Here is a 13,716-nt window from a genome sequence, read left to right as displayed (position 1 = left end):
AGAGGTGCGGTATGAGCAATCAATTCAAGGGTAAAAAGCTGCTGGTCGTCGGTGGCACCAGTGGGATGGGCCTGGAAGTGGCCCGGATGGTACTCGCCGAAGGTGGCAGTGCAGTCATCGTGGGCAACCGCCCACAGAAAACCGAAGAAGCCCGCAAGGAGCTGTCCGCCCTGGGCGAGGTCGTCGCGCTGACCGCTGACCTGACCAGCGAAGAAGGCCTGGCCCAACTGACCCGAACCATCGATGAACACCACTGGAACATCGACCTGCTGGTCAATGCGGCCGGTGTGTTTTTCCCGAAACCGTTCCTGGAATACGAAGGTGCGGATTACGACCAGTACATGAAGCTGAACAAGGCTTTCTTCTTCATCACCCAGAAGGTCGCCGCCAACCTGGTGGCCAACGAACGTCCGGGCGCCATCGTCAACATCGGTTCGATGTGGGCCAAGCAGGCGATCGCCGCAACGCCCTCCTCGGCCTATTCCATGGCCAAGGCCGGCCTGCACTCGCTGACCCAGCATCTGGCCATGGAGCTGGCGCCGAAACACATCCGTGTCAACGCCGTTTCGCCAGCCGTTGTACAGACCCCGATCTACGAAGGCTTCATCCCCAAGGCCGACGTCCATAGCGCTCTGCAAGGCTTCAACAGCTTCCACCCGATCGGCCGTGTCGGCACCCCGCAGGACGTCGCCGAAGTCGTGACCTTCCTGCTGTCCGACAAAGCCAGCTGGGTCACCGGCGCCATCTGGGACGTGGACGGCGGCGTGATGGCCGGCCGCAACTGATTCACGACGCACGCTTTTGCGCCGGGTGTCATTGCGACACTCGACCTCAAATCTGAAAGGACCTATCCCCATGATGAATGACTGGAACACTTACCGCACCGCACTGTTGGAACGCGTCGGCGATCTCGCGACGCAAAGCCCCGATATTCTCCGTGGCTTGAACACGATTGACGGCGCGGCCGCCAAGACCGGCCACCTGGAGCCTAAGATCCATGAGTTGATCGCATTGGCCGTGGCCGTCACCACCCGCTGCGACGGTTGCATCACCGTGCACACCAAGAAGGCCGTCGAACTGGGCGCGACCAAGGCAGAGATCACCGAAGCACTGGGCGTCGCCATCGCCTTGAACGCAGGTGCGGCCCTGACTTATTCCGCACGCGTCCTCGAGGCGCACGCCCAACTCCCCAACGCTTGAGCCCTGACGAGGGGGCCGGCTCGCCGGTCTCCTTTCGCCGGCTCCTGGACATTCGCCCATGCTCGTCAATGCAGACTTTTCCCGTCCCGCCACCGTTGCGTCCCGCGACTACCAATGGGTCGCCTCGCCGCAGAGTGGCGTCGAACGCGTCATGCTGGATCGGCTCGGGGGTGAAAAAGCCCGAGCGACCAGTATTGTGCGCTATGCACCACAGTCCATTTTTCCGCCACATCCCCATCCTGGGGGCGAGGAGATCCTGGTCCTGTCTGGGACCTTCTCCGAAGGTGACGAACACCACCCCGCAGGCACTTATCTACGCAACCCACCAGGATCGGCCCATCAGCCTTTCAGCCGCGAAGGTGCGATCATCTTCGTCAAGCTCTGGCAGATGAAACCTGACGAGCAAGATCCGGTGCGGATCGATACAAGCGATCCCCTGGCCTGGCAACAGCAGGACAGTCGGGAAATCTGTCCGCTGTTCTCGGCCAAGGACGAACAGGTCTGCCTGCTACGCCTGCGGCCCGAAGATCCCCTCTTCACCCAAGGCATCGACAGCGCTGAGGTGCTGGTGCTTTCGGGCCAGATCGAAACCGCAGGGCAATCCTTCGAGCGCGGCAGCTGGATGCGCTTGCCACCAGGTGCCTACCCGGACATTACCGCCGGCAACCAAGGTGCCACGGTGTACCTCAAGACCGGGCATCTGCTCGATATGCCCACGGAGGCTTAGGCATGCAAACAGCTCGAATTGCGATCGTCGGGGCCGGCTTGAGTGGCCTGTACGCCGCCTATGCACTGCAGCAAAAGGGCGTCACGGACTATGTGGTGCTTGAAGCCCGGGACGTCCTCGGGGGACGCATCGTCTCCGCTCCCACAACCTTCGCCACGGGTCAGGAACAACCCGGCACCCTGGACCGCTTCGACCTGGGCCCCTCGTGGTTCTGGCCTGGCTACCAACGGCAGCTGGATCGTCTCATCCAGACGCTGAAGCTGCGTCGTTACGAGCAGTACGAGATCGGCGACATGATGGTCGAGCGCTCACGTGACACTGCGCCTGCGCGCATGCGCGGCTACGTGAATTCACCGCCTTCGATGCGTCTGGAGGGTGGCATGGGCGCCCTTGTCGAGGCCCTGTTCGACGCTCTGGACCCGGCGCGAGTCTTCACCGGACACACCGTGCGCAGCATGCGCCGCACAGCACAGGGCATTGAGCTGTCTAGCACCGACGCCTCAGGCCAGGTCACGCCGTGGGGCGTGGAGCAGGTGCTCCTGGCCATGCCGCCGCGTCTGGTGCAGGCCACTGTTGAGTTTTCGCCGGCCCTGCCGCTGGAGCTCGCACGAAGCTGGGCAGCGACCGCTACATGGATGGCCCCCCATGCCAAGTATTTCGCCCTCTTCGATACGCCTTTCTGGCGTGAGCAAGGGCTTTCCGGTGAAGGTCGAAGCGGTGTCGGCCCTTTGGTGGAAATCCACGATGCCTCGATCCCACAAGGCAGCGCTGCGCTGTTCGGCTTCATTGGCGTGCCCGCAACATTTCGCAAGAGCATGCCCGAAAGTGAATTGCGATCACTTTGCCGCGCTCAGTTGGTCCGGATGTTTGGACCTCAGGCGGGCACTCCAAAAGCCGAGTTCCTGAAAGACTGGGCGGCGGAGCCCTTCACCGCCACCGCAGCTGATCTCACGGGTGCGAGCCAACATGCCGCGGCGCCCTCAGCCATGGCAGCCTCAGGGCCCTGGAGTGGATGCCTTGCCGGTATCGCCAGTGAATGGTCGCCGCAGTTTCCCGGCTATGTCGCCGGGGCAGTCGATGCGGCTGATCGGGGCGTACAGGCAGCGTCGCAGTCCATCACTCAAGGACCTTCTGCCCGAGATCGATCATGAAATGGGGCACCCTCGAAGCCCCTCATGGCCTCACACCCCCCGCGCCTTTGAAGGTACGTGCCCAGTCCATCCCTGCGCGCCACAGCTTCCCCGAGCACGCTCATGACTGGCACCAGATGGTCTACGCGATTTCCGGCGTGTTGACGGTCAATACACAGGCCGGCTCCTTCATGATCTCGCCGGAACAGGCCGCTTGGCTGCCAACCGGTCTCAGTCACCAGGTCGGCTCGATGTTCGGTGCGGAGTTTCGCAGCCTGTGGATCAGCGATCGCATTCCCTCCGAGCTGCCTGGCGACCGTCCCACACTGTTCGACGTGTCGCCCCTGCTCAAGGCACTGATCATCGAAGCGGCACGGGTGGAAGATGAAGAAGACACCGAGGGCTACACCCGCCGCATCACGCAATTGATCCTCGACCAACTGCGTCGCACCACGCCTCTTTCCACCGCCCTGCCCTGGCCCCGTAACCAGGCATTGGCGACGCTGTGCGAAGCCCTTTATGCCGACCCGGCAGACCCGACGGAAATGGACACCTGGGCTCGGAGACTGGGCATGTCCGAGCGGACGCTGGCGCGGCACTTCGTCAGTGAAACAGGCATGAGCTTGCGGACCTGGCGAAGACGACTACGCCTGTTCAGGGCCATCGAACTGCTGGGCGACGGCCTGGATGTGACCCGTACGGCCCTGGAGCTGGGCTATGGTTCCACCTCCGCGTTCATCTACGCGTTTCGCCAGGAATTGGGCAGCAGTCCGCAGGCATATATGCGCGGGGAATAGGCAACGACGAAAGCCCGGGCAAATCACGTCGGTTTCCTCGACATTGCCCGGGAACAACCGCCCGCCCATTGAGGCTCAGACGACGCCCGAATCCATCGTCAGCACCATGCGAAATTTCACCTCACCTGACTTCACCTTCTGGTAAGCCTCCCAGGCATTCTCCAGGGGTCGGGTTTCGATCATGGCGCGCACGTCGGTCATGACGCTGAAATCCAGGGTTTTCTCGGATTCGTAGGGAGTGCCGGTGATCGCACCTTGGACGCTGCGTTCGCCGCCCACCAGCGCACCGGGCATGATCGTCAGCGGCTGCTGCCCCACGCCCACCACCAGCAAACGTCCCTGTGGCGCGAGGGCAGGCATCAGCGAGGATACCGCGGCGCTGTCGGTGATGGTGGTCAGGATCACCTGGGCCCCACCCATCTCCTTGAGCCGAGCGACCGGATCCTCGACATGGGTATCGAGGTAGTGATGAGCGCCCAGCGCCAGGACATCTTGCGCAATGTCGGCGCCACGCCCGACGGCCACGACCTTGAAACCCATCCGCCGCGCGTACTGGATGGCCAGGTGACCGAGGCCGCCGATGCCCTGGATCGCCACCAGATCCCCCGCCTGGGCGCCAGACTTGCGCAGGGCATTGAACGTGGCGATGCCCGCGCACAGCAATGGCGCCGCTTCCACGGCATCCAACTGATCCGGGATCGCCACCAGCCCGGTGGCGCGTGCGGTCATCATCTCTGCGTAGCCGCCATCCCGGGAGCTGCCCACCATGGGCTGGTTGCTGCACAGGTTGAAGTGCCCGCGACGGCACTGCTCACAAGCGTTGCAATGCCCTCCCAAACGTCCGATGCCAACCCGCTGGCCCACCCGCCAACCACCTTGGACGCCCGCGCCGAGGGCCACGATCCGCCCCACCACTTCATGACCGGGCACGCGGGGCAATTGCAGACCGCCCTCCAGCCCTTCGATAGCCCCGGCGTCCGCCCCACAGACCCCGCAGGCCTGCACTTCGATCAATACATCACCCGTGCCCGGTTCGGGTATTTGCCGTTCGACCAGCTCCAGCAGGCCCGGCCGGGTAACCTGCATGGCCTTGTAGGTGTTCTTGGTCATTTTCTCTCGCCTCTGTGATCAAAACCTGAGTTCGAGTGTGTGCAGATGCCACTTGCCGGACAAAGCAGATTACTTTTAGCGCAGGGCAAGAAAAACTTTATGGGTGTGCAGGGAACGCCTCATCTGCTTTACCCTGTGGGACCGAGGGAATTATCCCAGGCAGGCTGCACAGCCGCCGTTATTCCTCTGAACTGATTGGTGAATGCGAGATGACCCTGGCGTTGCTGCTTGCCCTCTTCCCCATTGCCTTGTTGATCGCATTGGGTGCCTGGCTCAGGCAATCGAACTTTCTGGCCGACAGCTTCTGGCCCCAGGCCGAGCGGCTGGGCTACTACGTGCTGCTGCCGTCGCTGTTTCTCCATGGCCTGGCGACCGCCCAGCTCGGTGATGTCCCGGTGGGCGGGATGATCCTGGCGCTGGTGATGTCGACCGTCACGGTGGCGGTCTTGCTGGTGGGGTCGCGAGGTCTTTTTGCGGGTAATGATGCGGCCTTCACCTCGGTCTTCCAGGGCGGCGTGCGCTTCAATAATTATGTGGGGGTATCTGCGGCCGCCGGACTGTTCGGTGCATCCGGTATTACCTTGGCAGCCGTGGCCAACGCGGCGATCGTGCCGACGGTCAATATTCTCTGCGTGCTGGTATTCGCCCGCTTCGGTCCTGGGGGACGATTGCCGCTCAAGCTCATCGCCAGGCAATTGGTAACGAACCCACTGATAATGGCGTGTCTGGCCGGCATCATCCTGCAAGGGACAGGGATCGGCATACCCCGAGGACCGGAAGCGGTATTCAAGGCGCTTGGCCAGGCGTCGTTGCCCCTCGGCCTGCTGTGTGTCGGGGCGGCCCTGGACCTGAAAACGGCGCGCAGCTGGTTGAAGCCGATCGGCCTGTCCTCGATCACCAAGTTCGTGATCATGCCGATCGTGACCTTGATCGCCTGCCGCATGATCGGCCTGCGGGGCGATGCGGCGATTGCCGTCCTGCTTTTCCAGTCCCTGCCGACGGCATCGTCGTCCTACATCATGGCCCGGCAGATGGGCGGTGACGCCCCACTGATGGCCGGCATCATCGCGGGCCAGACGCTGCTCGCCGCGCTTGCCCTGCCGGTCGCCGTCATCACCCTTTCGTCATGGGTATGACGAGCATCCTCAGAACAAGCCCATCTGCCCGCCCACCAAGGTCAGGAAATCATCGCCCACGAACGGCAGGATCGCATCCGCCACCGGTTGCAGCTGCTTGCTCACGTAATGGTCGTAGTCGATGGCGGCGCTGCGGGTTTCCAGCGGCTCGGGGCCGGCGACGGTGATGACGTAGCTGATCCAGCCACCATTCTGGTATTGCCGCGGGCGACCCTGGCGCTGGTTGAACTCGTCGGCAATCCGCGCCGCTCGCACGTGGGGCGGAACATTGCGCTCATAGTCATCCAGCGGTCGACGCAGGCGCTTGCGGTAGACCAATCGCTCATCGAACGTCCCGGCCAGGGTCTGTTGGACGTAATCGCGCACGTAATCCTGGTAAGGCTTGCGATGGAAGATCCGCTCGTACAACTCCTGCTGGAATTGCCGGGCCAGCGGCGACCAGTCGGTGCGCACGGCCTCCAGCCCCTTGTAGACGATTTCATCGCTGCCGTCGGCACGGGTCACCAGCCCGGCGTAGCGCTTCTTGCTGCCTTCCTCGGCACCACGAATCGTCGGCATCAAAAAACGCTTGAAGTGGGTTTCGAACTGCAGCTCCAACGCACTCTGCAACCCGAACGTCTCATGCACGTATTCGCGCCACCACTGGTTGACGTAAGCCACCAGCTCACGACCAATGCCGGCTGCCTCCTCCTGGCCATGGGCCCGGCGCAACCAGACGAAGGTGGAGTCCGTATCGCCATAGATCACCACATGGCCCCGAGCTTCGATCAACTGCCGGGTCTGCTGCATGATCTGGTGGCCGCGCAAGGTAATGGATGAGGCCAGCCTTGGATCGAAGAAGCGGCAACCGCTGGAACCGAGTACGCCGTAGAAGGCGTTCATGATGATCTTCAGGGCCTGGGACAGCGGCGCGTTGTGTTCGCGCTTGGCGGTTTCCCGGCCTTCGGCAACGCGTGCCACGATGGACGGCAGGCAATGGCGGGTGCGCGAGAACCGTGCGCCGCGAAAGCCCGGCACCGACTCGCGATCGTCCGGATGCCGCAGGCCTTCGATCAGACCCACCGGGTCGATGAGAAACGTGCGGATGATCGACGGATACAGGCTCTTGTAGTCCAGCACCAGGACCGATTCGTAGAGCCCGGGCTGGGAGTCCATGACAAAGCCGCCCGGGCTGGCCTGGGGCGGGCGCTGGCCAAGATTCGGTGCCACGAACCCCTGGCGGTGCATCAGCGGCATGTACAGGTGCGTGAAGGCCGCCACCGAACCGCCACTGCGGTCCGCCGGCAGGCCGGTAACACTGGCCCGCTCCAGCAGGAACTTGAGCAGCTCGGTCTTGGCGAAGATCCGCGTCACCAGCTCGCAGTCCTTGAGGTTGTAGCGGGCCAGGGCCGGCTTGTCCTCGGCGAACATGCGATTGATTTCGTCCATGCGCTGATAAGGGGTGCCGATGGCCTTGCCCTCCCCCAACAACGTCTGGGCGACGTTTTCCAGGCTGAACGAAGGGAAGCTCCAGGTGGCCGAGCGCAGGGACTCGATGCCATCGATGATCAGTCGTCCGGCCGCCGAGGCAAAGAAGTGGTTGTTGCGCGCACCGTGCTCGCGCCACTGCATCTCCTCCCCGCCTCGCCCCAGGCGCAACGGCACGGCCAGCCGCCGGGCATGCTCGTGCAGCACCCGCAGGTCGAACTGCACCAGGTTCCAGCCGATGATCGCGTCGGGGTCGAAACGGGCGAACCAGTCGTTGAGTTTCTTCAGCAGCAGCGTGCGGGATTCACAGTATTCGAGCTGGAAATCCACATCGCTGTCGTCGCCATTGGGCGGGCCGAGCATGTACACCTGGCGCTCGCCGCAGCCTTCCAGGGCAATGGAATACAGTTCACCCTGGGCCGTGGTCTCGATGTCCAGGGACACCAGGCGCAACGCCGGACGGTAATCGGGGGCCGGTTTCATCTGGGCATCCAGCAACAGGCCGTCGGTGCCCGGCGTACCGCTGAACCAGACCGGCGCGGTGATGAATCGCTCCATCAGGTAGCGCTCCGGCGGCCGGATATCGGCCTCGAACACGTCCACGCCCGCCCGCCGCAAGGTCGTGTCCAGGCGCATCAGTTGGGCGTGTTGGCGGCAATACAGGCCCAGCACCGGTCGATGCTCGAAATCCAGCAGGTCGAGGGGGCGCAATTCAATGTCCTTCTCCCCTTGCAGCAGGGCTTCGACCTGGCCACGCTGGAGCTGCGGCACGAACGCCACCGACGGCTGCACCGCCAGCCGCACACGCCGAGGCCCGGCGTCTGTCGCCAGCCAGAATTCGACTTCGGTGCCCGCTGGGGTGTCGCGCCAATGCCGGGTCAGGACGAAGCCCTGCTGTAAATCCACCGCTGTGACCTCGAATCTTGGGTAAGGGGTGATTCTACCCGCCATCTCTCAGGGAAACAGTGAACCTGAGTGGCGAGGGGATTTATCCCCTCGCCACAATGATAAATTCACCGCCGATGGCGTTTTTGGACGACTGGCCGCCGTTTTACCGCTTGCCCTGCGCCGCCGGGTCTACGATTCTTTAACAACACCTGCAAAAACACCCCCGAGGCCCTCCCAATGAAAACCGTCGCGCAGTTGCTCCGGATGAAGGACGAGAAGAACCAGCATGTGCACACCATCTCACCGGACGACATGGTGTTGCAGGCCTTGATGCGCATGGCCGAGAAAAACGTCGGCGCCTTGTTGGTGGTGAAGAACGATGAAGTGCTGGGGATCATCAGCGAGCGTGATTATGCGCGCAAGATGGTCTTGCACGGCCGCTCATCGGTGGGCACGAAAGTCAGCGACATCATGGTATCCCCCGTGATCACCATCGATCCGCACCAGACCGTCGAGACCTGCCTGAGCATCATGACCGAAAAGCACTTGCGGCATTTGCCGGTGGTGGACGACGGCAAACTCGTCGGCCTGCTGTCCATCGGTGACCTGGTCAAGGAAGCCATTGCCGAACAGGCGAACCTGATCCAACAACTGGAGCAGTACATTCGCGGCGAATGATCGACTCGCCAGGTTGCTCATTCCCAACCCACTTCTATATTGAAGGGGTTGCCCCTGCCCGAGCACCCCGATGGCCGACGCCGAGCGACTGATCATTTGCGAACATTGCGATGCGGTGTACGAGCCGGTGGAGCTCGTCCCGCATCAGAAAGCCTCGTGCGTGCGATGTGGCGCGGTGATCCAGCGCTATAACGGGCTGACCATCGAAAAACGCCTGGCCTTGAGCGTGACGGCGGCGGTGTTGTGGGCCTTCGCCAACGTCTACCCGGTGATGAGCATCCGCTTCCAGGGCCTGAACAACAGCGCCACGCTGTGGGATTCCATCGTGGCCTTGAGCCAGGGGCCGATTACCTTCATCGCCCTGGTGGCAGCGGTGGCAATCATCATCGCTCCACTCCTTCAACTGGCCCTGCTGCTCTGGGTGCTGGGGCATGCCTACGCCAACCGCCGTGCGCCGGGGTTCAACCTGTGCATGCGCAGCCTGGAAACGCTGCGACCATGGAGCATGCTGGAGGTCTGCCTGCTGGGCGCGCTGGTGGCGGTGATCAAACTCGCCGGGTTGCTGGACGTACTGCCGGGTATCGGCCTGTTCGCCCTGGCGGCCTTGAGCCTGCTGATGATCCGTATTGCCGGGCGCGATGTGCGCGACCTGTGGAGCAGCCTGTGAACGGCAAACCGCTGGATACCCCACCACTGGCCGGTGAGCTGGACCTGTGCCTGTGCCATGGCTGCGGCCTGGCCTGCGACATGACCGACGAGCCCACGACCTGCCCGCGTTGCGACGCCCTCCTGCACCGACGCAAACCCGATGCCCTCACCCGCACCTGGGCCTACATGCTGGCCGCGCTGGTGTTCTATATCCCGGCCAACCTGCTGCCGGTGATGAACACCCGGATGCTCGGGGACGGCGCCGACAGCACGATCATCAGCGGCGTGATCGAGTTCTGGCGCAGCGGTGCCTGGGACATCGCCCTGATCATCTTCATCGCCAGCATCGCCGTACCCGGCATCAAGTTCGTGGTCCTGACGCTGCTGCTGGTCACCGTGCAACGACGCAGCAGCTGGGCCCAGCTCCAGCGAGCGAAGCTGTACCGGCTGGTGGAAGTCATCGGCTATTGGTCGATGCTCGACGTGCTGGTGGTGGCCCTGGTGGCGGCGCTGGTGAAGTTCCAGGCACTGAGCGATATCGAACCGCGCCCGGGGATCCTGTTCTTCGGCCTCGTCGTGCTGTTCACCATGCTGTCGGCCATGAGTTTCGACCCACGGCTGATCTGGGACACCCCACCCCCCTCGGAGGAGGCCATGGATGAAATCGCAAGCCACTGACGGACAACAACCCGCGCCGGGGCGCGCCCACGTCACCAGCAGTCGCTGGTCGGTGTCGCTGGTGTGGATCGTGCCGATCATCGCGGTGCTGGTGGGCCTGTCGCTGGTAGTCCACAACTGGCTGCAGGAAGGCCCGACCATCACCATTACCTTCAAGACCGGCGAAGGCCTGACCGCCAACAAGACCGCGGTGAAATACCGCAACGTGGTGATCGGCCAGGTCACGGACGTGCAGTTGAGCGATGACCAGAAGAACGTCACCGCCACGGTCAAGCTGGCCAAGAACGCCGATACGTTCACCCACGAAGACTCGGTGTTCTGGGTGGTCCGGCCGCGCATCGGCGCCGGTGGCATTTCCGGGATCGACACGTTGCTGTCAGGGGACTTCATCGGGGCCGACGCCGGGCATTCGAAAGTACGCGCCAAGTCGTTCACCGGCCTCGAGGCACCGCCACCGATCACCTACGGCGAACCGGGCAAGCGCTTTACCCTGCACTCCCGCGACCTCGGTTCGCTGGACATCGGCTCACCGGTTTATCTGCGCAAGATTCCGGTGGGCCAAGTGGTCTCCTACGCCCTGGACGCGGACGGCAAGGGCGTCAATATCGAGGTCTTCATCAACGCACCGAACGACGCTTATGTCACCGAGAACACCCGGTTCTGGAACGTCAGCGGCGTGGACTTGAACGTCGGCGCCAATGGCTTCGCGGTCAGGACCGAATCGCTCTCGGCATTGCTGGTCGGCGGCATCGCGTTCAGGGCACCGGACTACAATCCCGACGACACGCCAGCAGCCGAAGACAAGAACTACGAACTGTTCGCCGACCAACAAAGCGCCCTGGCGCCACCCAGTGGCAAGGCGCAATACCTGGCCCTGCGTTTCGATCAGGCGCTGCGGGGGTTGAAGGTCGATGCACCGGTGGAATTCCTCGGCGTGGAAATCGGCAGGGTCGTGGCCATCAACCTGGATTTCGACGAGAAGCAACGCAGTTTCCCGGTCAATGTCGGCGTGGTGATCTACCCCCAGCGCCTGGGCAAAGCCCACGAGAAATTGCTCAAGGCGCTCAATCATGATCCAGAAGACGAGGCCGCCTCGGCCCGCCTGCTCGGCAGCTTCGTCGAACGTGGCCTGCGCGCCCAGGCCCGCAGCGGCAACTTGCTGACTGGGCAGTTGTACATCTCCCTGGACTTCTATCCCAAGGCCGAGAAAGTCGCTTTCGACCCCGCGGCCCGCCCCGTCCGAATCCCGACCATTCCTGGCAGCCTGCAGCAATTGCAGGAGCAACTGCAGTCGGTGATCGAGCGGATCAACAAGCTGCCGCTGGAAAGCATCGCCAGTAATCTGGATGGCAACCTCGTGGAATTGCGCAAAGGCCTGAAGCAATTCAACGGCAAGACCCTGCCAAGCGTGCAGAATACCTTGCAAGACGTCAGCAAGACCTTGCAGTCGGCCAACACCACGCTGGCCGAAGACTCGCCTCAGCGCGAGCAGTTGACCCAGACCCTCGACGATCTCGGTCGCATGTCGCGCTCGCTGCGAGAACTGTCCGACTACTTGAGCCGTCATCCAGAATCGCTGCTGCGCGGTCGTCCCAAGGATGCCCCGCTCACCTTCCCGGTGAAAGAATGATCAGAGGAGCACGCGCCATGCCGCCGATGCTGAAACTCGCCCTCGTCGCCGTGGCGCTGCTGCTCGGCGCCTGTCGCAGCGATCCGATCCATTACCACACCTTGAGCCCGGTCCAGCCGACAGGCAAGCCACCCTCCGGCGTCGACATCCGGATCGAGCAGGTCAGCGTCCCGCCTCAGGTGGATCGCCCCCAGATGGTCATTCGCCAGGGCAACAGTGGATTGGCGATCCTGGAGACCGAATGGTGGGGCGCCAGCCTGGCGGATGAGCTGCGCAGCAGCCTTGAGGAACAACTGAGCAATCCCGGCGCGCCGAAGGCGTTACTACGGGTAGACGTACAACGTTTCGATTCGGTCCCCGGCCAGTACGCCCGCATGGACGTGCAATGGCGCTTGCGTAACCTCAGTGACGAAGCTCACGCCTTTACCTGCCGCAACCACCTGCAGACACCTGCGGGAAGCACCCTCGACGAGCTGGTGCTGGCCCACCAGGATAACGTCCGGCAGTTCGTCGACCTCATCGCCCAGGCGGCCACTCGAAAGGCATGCCCATGACCTTTCGGACACGCCTACGCAGCCCAATGCAGTGACAGCACCGGGGCCACCCGCGGATGCTGGTCGATGCGCTCCAGCACTGCGTGAAATTCCGGTCGTGCACTGAGCATCGCCTCTCGTGTTCCGGCCCACTTGGTAATCACCGCTGCGAGAATATCCAGCGCTCCCGGCTCGGCGCCGCTGAAGAACGGTTGCGCCGGAAACTGATCGGCAAACAACGCCCAGTTGCGATACAAGCGATGCTTCGTGCCCGACACCAATTGCTGCCGGGTCGCCTCATCCGCCTCGGCCAGCCAGCGCTCCGGAAAATCGATGATACCGATGGGCGTGTAGCAATTGGCGACGATGTAAACCAGGCCCCGTATGGCTTGTGCACGCTGGGCCGGGTCCTCGGGCAGCAACTTCGATTCCGGATAGGTCAGCCCGAGGTGGATCAGAATGGCGGCGGCTTCGGTCAGCACCGAACCGTCCGGCAACTGCAAGGTCGGCACCTGTTTCTGGGGATTCAACGCCTCGAGTGCCTTGGCCGCGTCATTGTCTTCGGTCGAATAGGCATCGACCCGGCGATAAGGCACACCACATAGGCACAGGGCAATCTCCACGGCCGCCGAACCGGATTGCCTGTAGCCGAATAACTGATACATAAGCCTGCCTCCTGGGAAGGTTCAGTCGATAGAACCCTTCGCACGCCCGATGTTCCACGCCGTAGACGACCTGCACATCGACCAGTTATCACTGCCATCGATGGTCACCATCACTTCAATGAAGTTCTCATGATCACTGCCCGACGCAACAATGGCCCCACACAAACCCACTGCATCCCCCGGAGCACACCATCATGAAACGCCAAATCATCCTCAGCCTCGCTTTCTCGGTTCTGGCAGCCAACGCATTCGCCGCTTCTTCCCACCCGGTCGTTGCCGAAGGTGGTTCCGATCGACTGATTGAGAACCGCGTCGCTGAAGGTGGTTCGGATCGCTTGATCGAGAATCGCGTCGCTGAAGGTGGTTCGGATCGTTTGATCGAGAATCGCGTCGCTGAAGGTGGTTCGGATCGCTTGATCGAGAATCGCG

At 62.8% G+C, this 13,716-nt stretch carries 14 protein-coding genes and 1 pseudogene; 12 read left to right on the top strand and 3 right to left on the bottom strand.

The features are described from left to right. Positions 1-11 precede the first annotated feature (11 nt). The 5 genes from ACODTO_RS25285 (at position 12) to ACODTO_RS25265 (ending at position 3,854) form a co-directional block, all read left to right on the top strand. Positions 12-785 carry an SDR family NAD(P)-dependent oxidoreductase gene (locus ACODTO_RS25285; protein ID WP_041023110.1) on the top strand — a complete coding sequence of 258 codons (774 nt, stop codon included), beginning with the start codon at positions 12-14 and terminating at the stop codon, positions 783-785. 73 nt (positions 786-858) lie between these two features. Beyond that, positions 859-1,200 carry a carboxymuconolactone decarboxylase family protein gene (locus ACODTO_RS25280; RefSeq protein ID WP_217505292.1) on the top strand — a complete coding sequence of 114 codons (342 nt, stop codon included), beginning with the start codon at positions 859-861 and terminating at the stop codon, positions 1,198-1,200. A 58-nt stretch (positions 1,201-1,258) separates the two neighbouring features. Continuing rightward, a complete protein-coding gene (locus ACODTO_RS25275) occupies positions 1,259-1,927 on the top strand; it encodes a cupin domain-containing protein (protein ID WP_139641838.1) in 669 nt (222 codons plus the stop codon). Between the two features lie 2 nt (positions 1,928-1,929). Continuing rightward, positions 1,930-3,078 (top strand): flavin monoamine oxidase family protein, encoded by a 1,149-nt coding sequence (locus ACODTO_RS25270; protein ID WP_489107240.1) that lies wholly within the window; start codon positions 1,930-1,932, stop codon positions 3,076-3,078. After that, the gene (locus tag ACODTO_RS25265; protein ID WP_139641834.1) at positions 3,075-3,854 is read left to right on the top strand and encodes an AraC family transcriptional regulator; all 780 of its coding nucleotides are present in this window, start codon (positions 3,075-3,077) and stop codon (positions 3,852-3,854) included. The genes ACODTO_RS25270 and ACODTO_RS25265 overlap by 4 nt, the downstream gene beginning before the upstream one ends. Positions 3,855-3,929: 75 nt before the next feature. On the opposite strand, the gene ACODTO_RS25260 is transcribed toward ACODTO_RS25265, so the two are convergent. Further along, positions 3,930-4,964 (bottom strand): alcohol dehydrogenase, encoded by a 1,035-nt coding sequence (locus ACODTO_RS25260; protein ID WP_139641832.1) that lies wholly within the window; start codon positions 4,962-4,964, stop codon positions 3,930-3,932. Positions 4,965-5,173: 209 nt separating this feature from the next. On the opposite strand from ACODTO_RS25260, the gene ACODTO_RS25255 reads away from it, so the two are divergent. After that, positions 5,174-6,100 carry an AEC family transporter gene (locus tag ACODTO_RS25255; RefSeq protein WP_139641830.1) on the top strand — a complete coding sequence of 309 codons (927 nt, stop codon included), beginning with the start codon at positions 5,174-5,176 and terminating at the stop codon, positions 6,098-6,100. Between the two features lie 9 nt (positions 6,101-6,109). Here the strand turns inward: ACODTO_RS25255 and ACODTO_RS25250 are convergent, their stop codons facing one another. Then, positions 6,110-8,473 (bottom strand): DNA polymerase II, encoded by a 2,364-nt coding sequence (locus ACODTO_RS25250; RefSeq protein ID WP_489107239.1) that lies wholly within the window; start codon positions 8,471-8,473, stop codon positions 6,110-6,112. 219 nt (positions 8,474-8,692) lie between these two features. Between ACODTO_RS25250 and ACODTO_RS25245 the strand changes: the two genes are divergently transcribed. From ACODTO_RS25245 to ACODTO_RS25225, 5 genes are all read left to right on the top strand, one after another. Beyond that, entirely contained in the window at positions 8,693-9,133 is a 441-nt protein-coding gene (locus ACODTO_RS25245; RefSeq protein WP_041020645.1) for a CBS domain-containing protein, read from the top strand. A 70-nt stretch (positions 9,134-9,203) separates the two neighbouring features. Then, positions 9,204-9,800 carry a paraquat-inducible protein A gene (locus tag ACODTO_RS25240; protein WP_139641826.1) on the top strand — a complete coding sequence of 199 codons (597 nt, stop codon included), beginning with the start codon at positions 9,204-9,206 and terminating at the stop codon, positions 9,798-9,800. Between the two features lie 11 nt (positions 9,801-9,811). Beyond that, entirely contained in the window at positions 9,812-10,459 is a 648-nt protein-coding gene (locus tag ACODTO_RS25235; protein WP_139642495.1) for a paraquat-inducible protein A, read from the top strand. Beyond that, entirely contained in the window at positions 10,440-12,089 is a 1,650-nt protein-coding gene (locus ACODTO_RS25230) for a PqiB family protein (protein WP_139641824.1), read from the top strand. Before ACODTO_RS25235 ends, ACODTO_RS25230 begins: the two co-directional genes overlap by 20 nt. Positions 12,090-12,106: 17 nt before the next feature. Next, positions 12,107-12,643 (top strand): PqiC family protein, encoded by a 537-nt coding sequence (locus ACODTO_RS25225; protein WP_489107238.1) that lies wholly within the window; start codon positions 12,107-12,109, stop codon positions 12,641-12,643. Positions 12,644-12,657: 14 nt separating this feature from the next. Here the strand turns inward: ACODTO_RS25225 and ACODTO_RS25220 are convergent, their stop codons facing one another. After that, entirely contained in the window at positions 12,658-13,287 is a 630-nt protein-coding gene (locus ACODTO_RS25220) for a glutathione S-transferase family protein (RefSeq protein WP_489107237.1), read from the bottom strand. 194 nt (positions 13,288-13,481) lie between these two features. Here ACODTO_RS25220 and ACODTO_RS25215 point away from each other — a divergent pair. Next, positions 13,482-13,716, top strand: a pseudogene (locus tag ACODTO_RS25215) (phage infection protein); the annotation flags it as partial.

The organism is Pseudomonas sp. FG13 (genome assembly GCF_057809755.1).
Note: the sequence above shows the minus strand (reverse complement) of the source record. Positions and strands in the feature narration are given on the sequence as shown.

Coding starts and splice junctions, on each gene's coding strand:
- ACODTO_RS25285 (WP_041023110.1), top strand. CDS start 12: ATGAGCAATCAATTCAAGGGTAAAAAGCTGCTGGTCGTCGGTGGCACC.
- ACODTO_RS25280 (WP_217505292.1), top strand. CDS start 859: ATGAATGACTGGAACACTTACCGCACCGCACTGTTGGAACGCGTCGGC.
- ACODTO_RS25275 (WP_139641838.1), top strand. CDS start 1,259: ATGCTCGTCAATGCAGACTTTTCCCGTCCCGCCACCGTTGCGTCCCGC.
- ACODTO_RS25270 (WP_489107240.1), top strand. CDS start 1,930: ATGCAAACAGCTCGAATTGCGATCGTCGGGGCCGGCTTGAGTGGCCTG.
- ACODTO_RS25265 (WP_139641834.1), top strand. CDS start 3,075: ATGAAATGGGGCACCCTCGAAGCCCCTCATGGCCTCACACCCCCCGCG.
- ACODTO_RS25260 (WP_139641832.1), bottom strand. CDS start 4,964: ATGACCAAGAACACCTACAAGGCCATGCAGGTTACCCGGCCGGGCCTG.
- ACODTO_RS25255 (WP_139641830.1), top strand. CDS start 5,174: ATGACCCTGGCGTTGCTGCTTGCCCTCTTCCCCATTGCCTTGTTGATC.
- ACODTO_RS25245 (WP_041020645.1), top strand. CDS start 8,693: ATGAAAACCGTCGCGCAGTTGCTCCGGATGAAGGACGAGAAGAACCAG.
- ACODTO_RS25240 (WP_139641826.1), top strand. CDS start 9,204: ATGGCCGACGCCGAGCGACTGATCATTTGCGAACATTGCGATGCGGTG.
- ACODTO_RS25230 (WP_139641824.1), top strand. CDS start 10,440: ATGAAATCGCAAGCCACTGACGGACAACAACCCGCGCCGGGGCGCGCC.
- ACODTO_RS25225 (WP_489107238.1), top strand. CDS start 12,107: ATGCCGCCGATGCTGAAACTCGCCCTCGTCGCCGTGGCGCTGCTGCTC.
- ACODTO_RS25220 (WP_489107237.1), bottom strand. CDS start 13,287: ATGTATCAGTTATTCGGCTACAGGCAATCCGGTTCGGCGGCCGTGGAG.